Here is a 13,724-nt window from a genome sequence, read left to right as displayed (position 1 = left end):
ACCCCAGCCAAACCTCCTTTTTAATATGTTGATTTTATTACATAAAAATACAATCTAAGTATACTATTCCCACCATTTTTCCTACCTACACATCAAAATAGAAATTGTGTTATCGGGTTTCATTGAAACTGTGAGGGGGCGGGTCGAACAATAGGCCATTTAGGAGTTAGACCGCATGGATAGGCAAAATTCCGTGTGGTACAAATTAAAGGTTTTCAAAACTCGAAGTCCGCTTTCCCCTTCTATGCAGTCACCTGACCAAAAGACTCGGATGATTGCCTTGAGCCCAAAGCAGCCGGATCGAAATCCCAACCTTCGATCATGCAGCAAGTTGAACGCCTCGGCTAGGCGCTGCAAAGCAGCGAGAAAAGCGGCCATTCGTTGTGAGCGCAGCGAAATCGGGAGGGTCTATGACCGAGTTGCGGGACGAAGCCGCCAGTCGTTTGACGCTTGATCTGCGTCAAAACTGGACTCGGTTCTTCATGTTACACATCGTCAGGATCATCTCGAAGGAGCAACTTTTTATGAGAACGCTAATCATCGCAGCTCTAGCACTGTTGCCTGCCGCATCGCTTGCTGAGCCCGAACACTGGACCCAACTCCGCAGCATGCCATTCCCCGAGAAATACCCGACGGAAGAGTCAGTCGAGGTGCTCTACGACGAGATGCAGTTTCACCGCGCGACGCAGGTTGTGCTCTGGTCGCTCCCGGCGATGACGCTTTTGGCAATGAAGAAAGGCTCCGAGGCCGAGTTCGGTGAAGGCTCCAACGTCTTTCCGATCTGGAAGGACCGTTTGTCCGCCGAAACCCGCGTCAGCACGCCAAATTCTGACCTAGTTTACGGAATGGGTTATCTGGACCTGCAAAAGGACGGCCCAACCGTTATAGAAGTGCCGCCTAAACTGCAGGGTATTCTGGATGATTTCTGGCATCGTCCGCTGACGGACGTTGGCTTTGTTGGTCCCGACCAGGGTGAGGGCGGGAACTACCTTATCCTGCCGCCAGACTATGAAGGTGAAGTGCCCGAAGGCTATTACACCTTCACCTCGGATACCTACAATGTCTTCGTCTTCTGGCGGGCCTTCCTTGGTGAGAACCGCAGCACGGACGAAGCAGTTGCGCTGATGGAGAAGACCAGGATTTATCCATTGAGCAAGAAAGACAATCCGCCGAAAATGGAGTTCCCGAACGGGTCGGGACGACCGGCTGACATGCTCTACACGAAGGACTACAGCTATTTCGAGGGGCTTGCAGAGTTCGTGGAGAATGAATTCGTCGGGCCTGAGGACATGGCTATGCGCGGGCTCATGGCCTCGCTTGGCATCGTCAAGGGTGAGCCCTTTGCGCCCGATGAACGGATGCAGAAGATCCTCAGCGCCGGCGCCGAGGTGGGTATGAAGATGGCCCACGCGTTGCGCTTTGGCGACAAGCTGCCGAACACGAAATACTATGAGGACCGGAACTGGCACAATGTTCTGAACGTCGAAGACGTCAGTTTCAATGAAACCACGTTCCGCAATGTCGATGCGCAGGTCGGTATGTTCATCATAGGCTATTCGATCAGCGAAGCGATGGTGCTGAACATGGTTGGAAAGGGTTCCAAGTATCCCTTCGCCTACAAGGATGCCGACGGAAACTACCTTTCCGGCGGTGCGTCCTACCGCCTACATCTGCCAGCAGACGTACCCGCCGAGAATTTCTGGTCTATCACACTGTATGACGCGGAAACCGCCTCGGGCCTGCAGAACGGGCAGCCCTATCCCTCGATCGGCTCAAATGACGACCTTAAGTACAACGACGACGGATCGGTCGATCTATATTTTGGTCCTGAACTGCCCGACGGCGCACCTGAAGTGAACTTCCTGCGAACGGTTCCAGAGAAAGGCTGGTTCACGCTTATGCGGCTTTACAGTCCCGGCGAGGCCTTCTTCGACCAGAGCTGGCGGCCCGGCGATTTCGAGAAACTGAACTGATTGGTGGAGATAAAGTGATTAAGACGATGAGAATCCTCTTTGGTGCGGCAGCTGCGGTTTCTCTCCTGGCGGCGTTGCCGTTTTCGGCAACCGCACAGGAAACCATCGAGACGCGGATCGGAGAACTGGGCTTCACCCATTCCTTCGAAGATGGCTACCCGACCGACCAGACGCGGCAACTCCTGTTCGACGAGATGGATTTCCAACGGGCGACGCAGGCCTATATCTGGTCGATCCCGATGGTCAGCATGGCGCGGTGGCGCCTGTCCCACGAGGAGGAACTGGGCGCCGAGAACGGCCAGATCGTGTTCCTGGAGACTTATGCCGACAAGATCGGCGGGCTGACCTACAACGCGACAACGCCCTACGTCCTGCCCTTTATCGACCTCGCCGAAGGTCCCTGGGTTCTGGAGATGCCGGGACCCGATGGGGCCGTGCGCGGGGCGGCCCACGACATGTGGCAGATCGGGATCACCCGTATCGCCGAGCCCGGAAAGTACCTCTTCGTCGGTCCGGGCCAGGAGCCGCCCGAGGCCAAGGGATACGACGTCCACGTCTCGCCCACCAACGGCATGCTGCTCGGCATCCGCCTGATGCCGGAGGATCGCGACGCGCGCATGGCGCTTCTGGATCAGATCGAGGTCTATCCCTGGTCCGAGCGCGACACTCCCAAAACGCTCGATGTGATCACCCCCGACGGCCGGCCATGGATGGCCGCGGCGCCGCTGGGAATGGAGTACTGGGAGCTCCTCAACGACACCATCCAGCGCGAACCGGTGCATGAGCGCGACCGCTTCATCATGGCCATGCTCAAGCCGCTGGGCATCGAGAAAGGCAAGCCGTTCAAGCCTGACTGGCGCCAGCAGCGCCTCCTTTTGGAAGCGGCGATCGTAGGCGAAGCGATGGCTAAGGCCAACGACTTCTTCAATCCAAGGATCGAAGACGCCCATTATCGCGACGGGTCCAACTGGGAGTTTGCCACCGTCTCGCCCCCGGATCAGCGGCGGGAGTTCTACGACGAGCTGGACGGTCGGGCCGCCTGGTTCTACGAGGCGGTCACCAATGATCCCGCGATGCACGGCCAGAAGACCGGAAAAGGCCAGGTTTATCTCGCTGCCTACAAGGACGCAGATGGTGACTGGCTGGATGGTGGTACCGACTATGTCCTGCGGGTGCCCGCGGACGCCCCGGCCGAGGCCTTCTGGTCGATAACGCTCTACGAGGTTAGCACGCGGACGTTGATCCAGAACGCACATGAGATTGCCGATCGGTCCTCGCGAATGGATCTGGCTTACTACGACGACGGCTCGGTCGACATCTAAATGGGGCCGACTGAGCCGCAGGGTGATGCGCGGCAGAACTGGATCCCGACCGAACCCGGGCGTGCATGGTTCCCCTATTTCCGCCTGTATTCGCCGGAGCAGGCCTTCCTCGATCAGACTTGGGTGCTGCCGGACATCGAGAAAGCAGGAAACTGAACCGTGACCGGCCACGAACCGCCTAGATTCGCAAAGGACAAACAAATGAAATACGCAATCAGAATGACGATTTGCTCGCTTGCAATCACGCTAGGTTGGGCCAGTTCGTCTAATGCTCAATCCGAACTGGGTTCTGCTGTTCAGAACCCGATCAGTTCTTTGATCAGCGTTCCTTTTAAATTCTCGTTCGATAACGGCGCATCCAACGGCGACGCCAACGTGCTGAGCATCAACCCGGTTTTCCCGGTAACGGTTGGGGATTGGAACTTGGTGTCCCGTTTTATCGTTCCTCTTTATGACGCGCCTGGCGGTGTTGCCGGGTTACCCGGAAATCCAGGCATCGGAGATCCTTCTCAGACGGGCAGAGCAACCGGGTTAGGAGACATAAATTACACGCTTTTCTTCAGCCCTGTGAAACCCGTGAACGGATGGATCTGGGGGCTTGGCCCGTCGATCACTGCCGACACGGCCACGGATGAAAGACTGGGCAGCGGTAAGTGGAGTGGTGGATTATCCGCTGTGGCTCTGAACCAGCCTGGTTGGGGTACATATGGTGGGTTAGTCCGACACCTATGGTCGTTCGCGGGCGATAGTTCTCGCCAGGACGTCAACCAGACGCTCGTGGAACCGTTTATCAACTACAATCTGGACAATGGCTGGTATTTAATTAGCGACATGGTCATTACCTATAATTGGGAAGCCCCATCAGGTGATCGGTTGCTGCTGCCGGTAGGTGGTGGGGTTGGAAAGATAACGAAATGGGGCAGCCAACCTGTCAACCTGCGCGCCGAGGCTTACTATAATGTCGAGCGCCCATCCTCTGCACCGGAATGGCAGGTCGGGTTCACTGTTCAACTGTTGTTTCCCAAGGGATGAGCATCAAGTCAGTAAGTGACAGTCTAAAGGGATTCCACTCGAGGCGTCTGGGTTTGCACAACGCGACCCCAAAACCGAAATTACGGATTAGTACACCTTTCATAGAGGCGGGAGGTTCATCTTCCGCTCTGGGCTCAGAGCGGACTTGCGGCGGCGCAGCGGGGTAAGCTTGGACTGCGCTCCGTAAGCAGCCATTCCTGAAACACAGAAAATTCAACGCTTTCAGCGGCGTGTCCCGATGCCCGGACATTCGGTTGTTTAAAGCGGTCGTTGGACTACCGGGCCCGCTACGACCGCTCAGAGCCCTACTTGTAAATTCGTATTTTGTGCTGCGTGCGCTCGCAGCGCGAAAAATGCCGCATAAGCGTAAAATCCGATGCCGCCACGCAGCGGGAAAACCGGTCGTTCATGCAAGCCGCAGCGAAGATCAACGGTCGAATTCACACACTGCGGGACGAAGCAGCCTGTTGCAGGTGCAGCGACTGAGTAGGTTGACTAAGGCTTGAAAGATGTCGCGTTGTGTCAGAAAGTACTCGTCAACGTATTCGGGTAGAACAAAAAGATGGGTTTCGTTGACGCGATAAAGACATGCCTTGCAAAATACTTCGTTTTTTCGGGGCGCGCGTTGCGGTCCGAGTACTGGTGGTTTGTGTTGTTTGTCGTCATCGTCAGCATTGCCTTGGCAATTGTCGACGCCTCTCTGTTCGGCATGAACCCTGAAACTGGAGAGAGTAACCAAGTCATCACACCAATTTTCCAACTTGCAGTTGTCATACCCATGCTGGCCGCCGGATGGCGTCGTTTGCACGATACTGGAAGACCAGGCTGGTACCTGCTTTTGCCCGCAGCGCTCAGCATTGCAACCATGTTTATGGTTTTCAGCGGCGTCGCCGTGTTCTCAGTTCTCGAGCAAGGTGCGGACGACCCTGATGCGTTAAGAGGCCCAGCGGCCCTTCTCGGCACCACCGGCTTGATGGTTGTTGGGGTTGTTCAACTCATACTCTCAGTACTGATGATCTGGTGGCTAAGCCGACCGTCAGAGGAAGGTGCGAATGACTACGGCCCACCTGCGGTCTAAAACGACATTGTGACTTCGTCAGGATTTTTTTCAGCGGCCTAACGAAACGCTACTAAACGAATAAGAAGGTTACCTATGAAAAAACATCTGATCGCCGGCACGGTCCTCTCAATATTGATGTCATCCCCTGCTTCGGCTGAATGGAATTTTAGCGGGCCGTCCAATGCCAACGCCTTCATCCAGACGGACAATATGACGCTGGAGTTGCAATGCGACCGGGTCCGTTTCGCGCCAGCGGGTTATGAAGACGCACAGGACATCGTTGCCAAGCAAGGCCTGTCATTCCGCTTCATGAAGGATGGCTCGACCGAGGTTGGCGCATTCCAGGCGGGGTCGGCGAATGCGGATATCTCGATTGTCGACAACTATCCGGTCGAAGTCCGTTTCTTCGAGCAAGACGACTATGATTTCGTTTTGGATCAGATCGCGCAAAACGCAGTTCTGAACCTTTCGATGGTCGAGCAGGATATCACGTACGGTATCTTCACACTCAAAGGATCATCCGCGGCTATCAAATCGCTGCGAGCGGCCTGCAATTCTGGCGCGTCTGTCTCTCAAACCATGGAGGCACCCGAAGGTATTGTCTATTGTGGAGGTGGTGCCGTTCAGAGGGTCATCGAATACGCGATGGTTGGTCAACCAGGTGACCAGTGGGATGCCATCGTGACCGTCAATGGCGAGACCGTACGCGCGATGACCTCATACAGTTTCTTCGGAAACTCCCAACCACCAGCGGGCTTCGAGGTCGCGCTATTGGGCGAAGACCGGTCAGAGTTCCTTGTCTTCAGCGATGAGGGGCGGAACTGGATCGAATTCGGCGATTACACCTACGAACAATGTAATTGAAACACATCTGAAGGCTGGAGAGACGGAGATGGGACACCAGCTAGCCGGAACGGGCAAACGGGTTGCTGCTCGACGATGGACGGTCGCTCTTTATGCCGTGTTTGCGGCTCTATGCACTGCTTCGGCAAACGCGCAAGATTTGTCCGAACTGCCTTTTCAGTTGCTGGAAAAAGTCGAGGTCGCACGGCAGGCATGTTCGGATTTCGAGAACGGACAGTTCGCCCTTGAATTTGGAGCCATGCGCCGGGTCGATCTTGACGGCGACATCCATCGTGACTGGGTTCTGAACGAGTCCGGGTTCGCCTGCTCCACCGCTGTGTCGCTCTATTGCGGCACAGGAGGTTGCATGTCTCACTTCCTGATCGAGGATCGTGTGTTCTCGCTTCTCAATCAGGGATGGGACACGGCGAACATCGGCCCGTTCCGCGTGCTTTTGGCGGATGTGCATGGCTCGCAATGTGACGGTATCAACCCAACGCCCTGCGTCGTGGCCAGTGTTTGGGATGCAGAAGAAAAAGTCTGGCGCAGCACGGGTGCAGTGTGGGAGTAGAGTTTATCGAGCGCTTCGTCGAAAAGGTTATGCCTTGCATCGGCGCCTGCGCTTTGGTGCTGGCCGTGACGGGATGCGTCGAAACCACCTCGGAAGTCGCGATCAGCGAACCTGACCCGGAACTGAACTTCGTCCGCGGTTACAGAAGCGATGTAGACGAATGCCAACTTGTGGGCGAAACGGCGTTTACGGTCGAATTTCTCGACGATGCGGCAGATCTTGTGGCCTGTCCGACGGGAAGTGCAGCAATGACAAGCCTAATGGCGGAAACGGGAGCGCTTGTAATCACCCAGACCAACAGCTTCTCATTGTTCAGCATTCACTACCGCTGAACCACATGCTTGCACTAGGCGATGAATGGCCCGCCCGGTCGAATATGCTGGGGCAACTTCTGAACTAGTCCCCAACATTCATCGAGAAGAAATAGGTCGCGCACATCGTCTGGTCGGCAATGCTTGTAGGCGCGCCTATCCCTGTGAACATTGCGATGCCTAGATAGTTGAAACCGGAGCCTTCCTCGTCCCAGGCTGCCATATAGGTTATTGGCTGGTCGCCACAAAGCGTGTTTCCCCGCCGCAAGGTTCCGACATCCCCTGAAACACGGAATACCTGAGCAACAGGCACATCACCTGACGCGCCCCAACTGCCGGCAGCGCGAGGGTCATGAACTTCGAGATCAAGAAATCTGCCGGTTTCGAAAACCATTCGATTGGTGGACAAGATCACTGGGCCGGTAATTGCCATCGCCGTCTCGCTGTAGGGATTGAAGGCCTCGGACTCTTCCAAAAGCGGTTGGGACGACGCGGGGCCGCCTAATATCCCCATTGCCATTAGCAGCGTTAGGATTGATCGACGCATTTGATTCTCCATTGTGCGAAATGGTCTGACAACCTTAAACATCCTTTTTCTTCGTCGTCGAATCCAGCCGAGAGTCCTAGCCAAACGTTTTGAATGCTGCGCACGCAATCAAGGTCTGAGAAGGGCTCTTCGCTGCCTAATGCGTATGCAGAAACGCCGCTTGCCAGCGACTTCGGACAACGGCCATTCACCTGGATGCTATGCACTCTTTGTCAGCGCGGTGCTGATGTCTGGGTTAGGAGGGAGGATTGGAGGGCATATTATGCCAAGAGTCCAACTTCCCGCAGTCACCCTAAAACGCAAAGCATGGAACAAAGGACGGATCATCGGTCAGAAACGACCTCTGCTTCCGAAACAGGTTTGGGCCATTCGTGCCCGGCTCGAACTTGCAGGCTATCTACGCGATCTTGCACTGTTCAACGTTGCAATCGATAGCAAGCTGCGCGGGTGTGATCTGGTCAAACTCGCCGTGGCGGATCTGGTCAAAGATGACCGCGTTCGCGAGCGGGTTTCAATAATTCAGAGCAAAACCAAGAAACCCGTTCAGTTCGAACTGACTGAAAACACGAGGGAAACAGTCATTGCGTGGGTAAGATCACCTGGAATGATCGGGTGCCGGTTTATGTTCCCAAGCCGTTTCCATGACCGCCCGCATATCTCAACACGTCAATACGGTCGACTTGTTCGTGACTGGGTGACAGCAATTGGCCTGGAACCCAGCGGATACGGGACCCACTCGATGCGTCGAACCAAAGCTGCGGAGATTTACCGCAAGACGGGCAACCTTCGCGCCGTGCAACTTTTGTTGGGCCACACCAAGGTCGATAGCACAGTGCGTTATCTGGGCGTTGAGTTGGAAGATGCGCTAAGCATCGCTGAACGAATAGACATCTGAACGACGTTGGCGGGCGGCTATTGCCGTTCGCCAATCCAGACCAGGCCTTCGTACATCCTGCAGTAGGCGGCAGGACTGAGCCCTTTTTACCGAATGCTGCGAAGAGCACCAAAGTCTGGACTCAAATGTTAACCTGCCGTCCAGCCATGCTGTAGAATCCATGCTGTGATGATTTGTGGAAAAATGGGTTATACTTCAGTGACTTGCAAGATTCATTTTGCAACTCATGTTTACCTTTCGAGGTCGTGATCTCGCGCTTCGTCACGTAAGGCCTTGTCACGGTCGGGTCCGCGCAATGGATGAGGAGGGTGTGGACTAGGGCCACAAGCGAGCGGGCCTTGACGAGGAGACCGTGGTTGAGATGACCCTTGGCGGTTCTACGGTCTTTCGCTTGGTGCTCCTGATCAGCTTGTCAGCGACATCATTCGGTATTCCGAGTTCCTTTCATCTTCGCTCCAAAGGAGCTTCGATGAACCAGAAATCCCCCGTTGTTCCAACCCCTAAATCTATACTGAATGCGATGACGTTACGCATTATCGCCGCTCGTTTTCCGCGAGATGAACCACGCTGCAAGCCGGAAATCAATGGCGCCTCTGAGCCTAAACACAGCAAAATAATTGCTTATCCACGAGTCGGTCAAATTAGGCAGAGTAAAATTCCCGGCTGCTATATTATTCTTCGAGGCGAAGGACCAAAGCAAGCGTTCGCAAGTTGCTTGCCAACCGATCTGAAACGTATTCGAGCGCGTACGTCTGGAACTTCAGGGCCACTTCCGGATCTTCGGACTTCATGCGTTCGAATGCGACATCTGTCAAAACATGAGCGGTTCCTTTGCTGTCCGCTATGCCTACCGCAAGCGTCCCCACGTTTCCTTGCCTAAAAAAGCTGGCGACGCCGACCATCGAACCAGGGCCCGCGCTTCTTATTCTATGCTTTTCGCCATCCAATTCATCGAGATAGATGGAAACGGTCCCTTGCTCGATGAAGTGCAGCAAACGCTGCTTAATGCCGGGTTGTGAAACTACGTCGCCCTGAGAGAATTCAGTCGTTTCCAAGTAACTTCGGAACTTTTGAACAACAGCCTTGGCCTTAAAAACCTCAATCAACCTATCATCAATCGGCAAAGCTTTTGGGCTTGGATCAACGCCAGCCGTTCTGAGAAGGAAATCTTCGCACCATTCCAGGGCGCAGTCTGCATCCTTAAAGATTGGCTCGATAACAGCGTCACCATCAAGGAACTCTTCCTCATGCAATTGTTGATCGATTTCTGCGGGGACGTGAGCCAAGGCGAGTTGCGTTCCGACCTCCAGCGCCTTTTTCTTGATTTTGACCAAACCGTGAACAGCAGAAGTGTCCAAACCAGACACTAGCTGAAAATCAAGGATGACAAACTCAGGCGGGCCAGATTCTCTTGTCAGGGCTTCTACCACTTCCTCGTAAAGTTTGATTGAGGATGCAAAGAAGATGAAACCATGGAGTTTGAGATATAGAATCTTCTGTCCCTCGGAGGACAAGGCCTTTCGGTGGTCATCCGGGCGATCGACGTTGCTCGAGAAATCATTTCCATCCATCACCAAGCGAACAACGTTTATCTTGCTGTAGCTGACTACGAACAACACAACAGCCGCGGCCACACCGGTCGCAACACCCTCCAGAAACCCGATAAACTCGACAACAAAGAGGATCGCAAAGATTATCGCAACGTCACCGCGCCCGAGACTGGACCAGCTTTTGACCACCCAATCATAAAGGAAGCCCAGTCCGATGAACATTACCAAGCCGCCAAGCACAAATTTTGGGAATACTGACAGAGCACCAGCTCCGACTGTCATCGTAAGAAGGCAGAACACTGCGACTACGACCCCAACGAGCCGACTACCTCCTCGCATCCGACGCCCAAGAGTAGAGAGGCTAACATAATGATATCCCACAAGGCTTCCGCCGGGCGCAGCAAGAAGGTTTGCAATACCAGCCAAGCGCATCTCGCGATGGACATCTATGTCACGGTTAAAGGCTGACTCGAGCGCTGTGAGGTTCAGAAGTACCGAGATGAGCGCGATCGAAAGAATAGTGGCCAGCCCGGTGAATTCTGCCACAAACAATGTCCAATCGGCTGCAAGGAAGGTGGAAAGAGGTACTGGCTGCCACAATGCGCCCTCTCCAAATGGTTGCAGCAACCAGCCATGGGCAATGGCTTCCTGGCTTGAAGCGCCACTTAGAAACAGAGTTATATGAAAGAGTGCCACCGCGCTTAAGATGAGCCCAGGCATGATGAAAACATTGGAGTATTTGAGGGACACGAACAATGTAATGAGAGCGAATACGGCTCCGGGCAGCCAGAGATGCATCACTTCGCCGAGCGCAGTGAGTTGGGTGAAATCAAACGCTTGATCCGCCATTACGCTGAAGGAGCCCTTGAAAAGCAACCACCCCGTTGCCGCTAAAAAACCAGCGATAACTGGATATGGTATCAGCTGAACAAATGCCGCTAGCCGCCACCGGCCGACGAGGTAGAAGATCACGCCTGAAAGAGCAGTCGACACCACCATTATTACGACTGCCTGGGCAAACAGTATCTCAGGTGAGAGAGCGCTCCCGGGAAGTTGGGATAGAGTTGCAATCATGACAGCGATGATTGCCGTTGGGTTGTCTTGCGGCAAAGCCACAACGCCGCGAAGTTCGCTGAAGAGCCCGAGGACGAGCGCAATGACAACACCGCCAAACAGAAGTTGCCCTGTCGCTCGTGGAACGTAACCGGAGAGCTCGCCGGTAAATATCACGGCCGAGTAGGAAAACATGAAGGTGACAGTCAGAACACCCGCAACCAGTCCGGCGGTGATACTTGGGACAACAACGGCGCCACGCAAGTTTTCCTTCAACTCCTGTTTCCAGCCTGTCTGCATAAATCCTACTTCCTACTCAGCTTTATCGTTGACCTATTACAGGAGCGCTGTTTCTTAGGCTTGTGGCTTGCAATCGAAATAGCGTGTCAATCTTTTCGAGAAGCCAGGTGAATAGCGTTGCGTCACGGCTCAGCGTCGTTGCTTTCATGCCCCCATAGCATGCAATAAATCAGGACAAACGAGCTAAACAAGAAGATCCCGACTGAATCTCCCAGTACCCACCGACCCCAATTTATTGCGAATTCTGAAATCGGCATAAATCCAGCGAGATAAAGAGATGCGACACCAATTGTGGCGCTAATGGCTGCGCTGATTGCTGCTCCGAAGGTGCCCAGCTTAAGGGCTTTGTAAAAGATTGAGAACTCCCCCCAAGGGCCGAGAGTTCGCAGGGCCAATGCAGCTATGATCGCGCCCAAAGTGCTCCCGACTCCAATTCCAACGGCGGCTTGGATGCCTGATCCGTAATACAGGTTAGAAGCCAATACTGCCAAAGCAATGCTTGGCCAAAGCCGCATATCTATAAAGACCAGCGCAACAAGAGCAGAACCGGCAGGCAACCAGATGATCGCAACACCGTCGTAATTAGCCGCCAGTGTCAGGCTGAGTATGCCCAGAGCCCAACTAACAAAGAAGTACAAAACGAAAATACCAAAAAACTTTGGGCCTATTGGCAAGCCTTTCTTCTGAGTTTCGTTAGTGGGCAAATGCCGATCCCTCTTTCTCAGGTTACCGGTGAGCGTTCCCATTCCCGGAGCTAGGAAGCTGCACGTTCAGGAACGTGCCGCTTCCTCCCGCCTGCGAAGATCGTCTTCTAAATCTCGATCCTCGCCATCCTACAGACCGCTCCCTCGAGCTAGACTGCTTTTAGCGCTGCCTCATGAGCCACTTTGACCGTACGCATAATGCGGTCTACGACGAGATATGGGTCAGCATCAGACGCCGGACGCCGGTCCTCAAGATACCCTTTCCAGTCATGTGTCGTAGTGTAAAGCGGGATGCGGATTGATGCACCTCGGTTCGATGCCCCAAAACTGAACTGATCGATAGAGGCCGTTTCATGAGATCCAGTCAATCTTCGTTCGTTTCCGGCACCATAAACATCGATGTGATCCTGGTGGAACGGCCGGAAGCCTTCACAGAGCGCTTCGATATAGTCTTGTCCGCCAACATCGCGCAGGTAGTCATACGAAAAGTTCGAGTGCATGCCCGAGCCGTTCCAATCCCCGGAGATCGGTTTCGGATCGAGGGTCGCAATCAGATCGTACTTCTCGGTGATGAGTTGAAGGAGGAATCTTGCTACAATCAGGTCGTCGGCCGCGCGAAGGGCGCCCTTGCCAAAACACTGAAATTCCCACTGACCCAGCATGACCTCGGCGTTGATCCCGGTCACCCCGAGGTCGGCGGCAAGGCAAGCGTCCCAGTGTTCATCGACCAATTCCCTTGCTTCGACGCGGTGCGCTCCGACGGCGCAATAATAGGGGCCCTGGGGCTCAGGAAAACCGCCGTCCGGAAAGCCGACAGGACGGCCATTCGAGGTCATCAGTATGTATTCCTGCTCAAATCCAAACCAGAATTCGGCTTCGGAGTCCCGATCGATCAGATTTCGCGTGTTGGTCTCGTGGGGGCGTCCATCCCTATGAAAAACTTCGCACAAAACGAGATAGGCGTTTTGTCTGAAGGGGTTTGGATAGACGCGAACCGGCTGCAGGATGCAGTCGGAATCATGGCCCTCGGCCTGCTGCGTCGAACTGCCATCGAAGCCCCATTTCGGGGTGTCTTCGACAGACCCGTTATACGAGCTATCCGGGTGGATTTGTGCCTTTGTCCGGATGTTTGCAATATCGTAGCCGTCCAGCCAGATGTAGTCGAGACGAGCGTTTCCCATGATTTTCTCCTTCTTCTTGTTGTGCGTTTGTGCGCCGGGCCATCCGGACAGTGGCGCACCATGTCCAGCCCTCAGGCCACGGTTCCCTAGTTTGGGGGATGCATCGGCCCACGGATCATCCGCATCGCGACTGCCATCGCATGACGGCGGATGTGCTTATGTTCGTCAATGCCGCTCAGCGACACATCAAGCCACTCCTCGACAGCCTTCTCCGTGACCGGCATCTTTTGAGCGGCCAGGCCAAGCACCGCTTCGATTGCTGCGGTATAGCCGGCCTTGGTTTCGGCCTCGTCATCCCAGTTGAAAACCAAACCCTTCTCCTTTTCTGTGTTGTGTTCAGTCGACCTGCCCGCTCTCCGCGAAAGCCTTCGGCAGTTTGACT

General features: G+C 54.5%; 12 protein-coding genes and 1 pseudogene. 8 read left to right on the top strand and 5 right to left on the bottom strand.

Annotation, left to right across the window (positions count from 1 at the left end; genetic code table 11):
* Positions 1-524: 524 nt before the first annotated feature.
* The 7 genes and pseudogenes from TRM7615_RS08625 (at position 525) to TRM7615_RS08590 (ending at position 7,133) form a co-directional block, all read left to right on the top strand.
* The gene (locus TRM7615_RS08625) at positions 525-1,973 is read left to right on the top strand and encodes a DUF1254 domain-containing protein (protein WP_108787251.1); all 1,449 of its coding nucleotides are present in this window, start codon (positions 525-527) and stop codon (positions 1,971-1,973) included.
* A gap of 26 nt (positions 1,974-1,999) precedes the next feature.
* Positions 2,000-3,451, top strand: a pseudogene (locus tag TRM7615_RS08620) (DUF1254 domain-containing protein).
* Positions 3,452-3,496: 45 nt separating this feature from the next.
* The gene (locus tag TRM7615_RS08610) at positions 3,497-4,327 is read left to right on the top strand and encodes a neuromedin U (protein WP_108786520.1); all 831 of its coding nucleotides are present in this window, start codon (positions 3,497-3,499) and stop codon (positions 4,325-4,327) included.
* 562 nt (positions 4,328-4,889) lie between these two features.
* Complete coding sequence (locus TRM7615_RS08605; protein WP_108786519.1) at positions 4,890-5,405, top strand: DUF805 domain-containing protein; 516 nt, start codon at positions 4,890-4,892, stop codon at positions 5,403-5,405.
* Between the two features lie 75 nt (positions 5,406-5,480).
* Positions 5,481-6,251 carry a hypothetical protein gene (locus tag TRM7615_RS08600; RefSeq protein WP_108786518.1) on the top strand — a complete coding sequence of 257 codons (771 nt, stop codon included), beginning with the start codon at positions 5,481-5,483 and terminating at the stop codon, positions 6,249-6,251.
* Between the two features lie 28 nt (positions 6,252-6,279).
* Complete coding sequence (locus tag TRM7615_RS08595; protein ID WP_181893004.1) at positions 6,280-6,801, top strand: hypothetical protein; 522 nt, start codon at positions 6,280-6,282, stop codon at positions 6,799-6,801.
* Positions 6,792-7,133, top strand: coding sequence for a hypothetical protein (locus tag TRM7615_RS08590; protein ID WP_108786517.1), 342 nt, complete (start codon positions 6,792-6,794; stop codon positions 7,131-7,133). Before TRM7615_RS08595 ends, TRM7615_RS08590 begins: the two co-directional genes overlap by 10 nt.
* A gap of 64 nt (positions 7,134-7,197) precedes the next feature.
* On the opposite strand, the gene TRM7615_RS08585 is transcribed toward TRM7615_RS08590, so the two are convergent.
* Positions 7,198-7,659 (bottom strand): hypothetical protein, encoded by a 462-nt coding sequence (locus TRM7615_RS08585; RefSeq protein WP_108786516.1) that lies wholly within the window; start codon positions 7,657-7,659, stop codon positions 7,198-7,200.
* A 262-nt stretch (positions 7,660-7,921) separates the two neighbouring features.
* On the opposite strand from TRM7615_RS08585, the gene TRM7615_RS08580 reads away from it, so the two are divergent.
* Complete coding sequence (locus TRM7615_RS08580; RefSeq protein ID WP_108786515.1) at positions 7,922-8,554, top strand: tyrosine-type recombinase/integrase; 633 nt, start codon at positions 7,922-7,924, stop codon at positions 8,552-8,554.
* Positions 8,555-9,225: 671 nt separating this feature from the next.
* Here the strand turns inward: TRM7615_RS08580 and TRM7615_RS08575 are convergent.
* The 4 genes from TRM7615_RS08575 to TRM7615_RS08560 all read right to left on the bottom strand — a co-directional run bounded on the left by TRM7615_RS08575 (position 9,226) and on the right by TRM7615_RS08560 (position 13,653).
* Complete coding sequence (locus tag TRM7615_RS08575) at positions 9,226-11,457, bottom strand: SulP family inorganic anion transporter (protein ID WP_108786514.1); 2,232 nt, start codon at positions 11,455-11,457, stop codon at positions 9,226-9,228.
* 122 nt (positions 11,458-11,579) lie between these two features.
* Positions 11,580-12,161, bottom strand: coding sequence for an MASE1 domain-containing protein (locus TRM7615_RS08570; protein WP_165821397.1), 582 nt, complete (start codon positions 12,159-12,161; stop codon positions 11,580-11,582).
* Between the two features lie 149 nt (positions 12,162-12,310).
* Complete coding sequence (locus TRM7615_RS08565) at positions 12,311-13,342, bottom strand: glutamine synthetase beta-grasp domain-containing protein (protein WP_108786512.1); 1,032 nt, start codon at positions 13,340-13,342, stop codon at positions 12,311-12,313.
* 86 nt (positions 13,343-13,428) lie between these two features.
* Positions 13,429-13,653: a hypothetical protein gene (locus TRM7615_RS08560; RefSeq protein WP_093975868.1), complete on the bottom strand. Its 225-nt coding sequence runs from the start codon at positions 13,651-13,653 to the stop codon at positions 13,429-13,431.
* Positions 13,654-13,724: the final 71 nt, after the last annotated feature.

The organism is Falsiruegeria mediterranea M17, assembly GCF_900302455.1.
GTDB classification, from domain to species: Bacteria; Pseudomonadota; Alphaproteobacteria; order Rhodobacterales; family Rhodobacteraceae; genus Falsiruegeria; species Falsiruegeria mediterranea.
The sequence above is the reverse complement of the archived record's forward strand: the minus strand, read 5'-3'. Positions and strand labels throughout refer to the sequence as shown.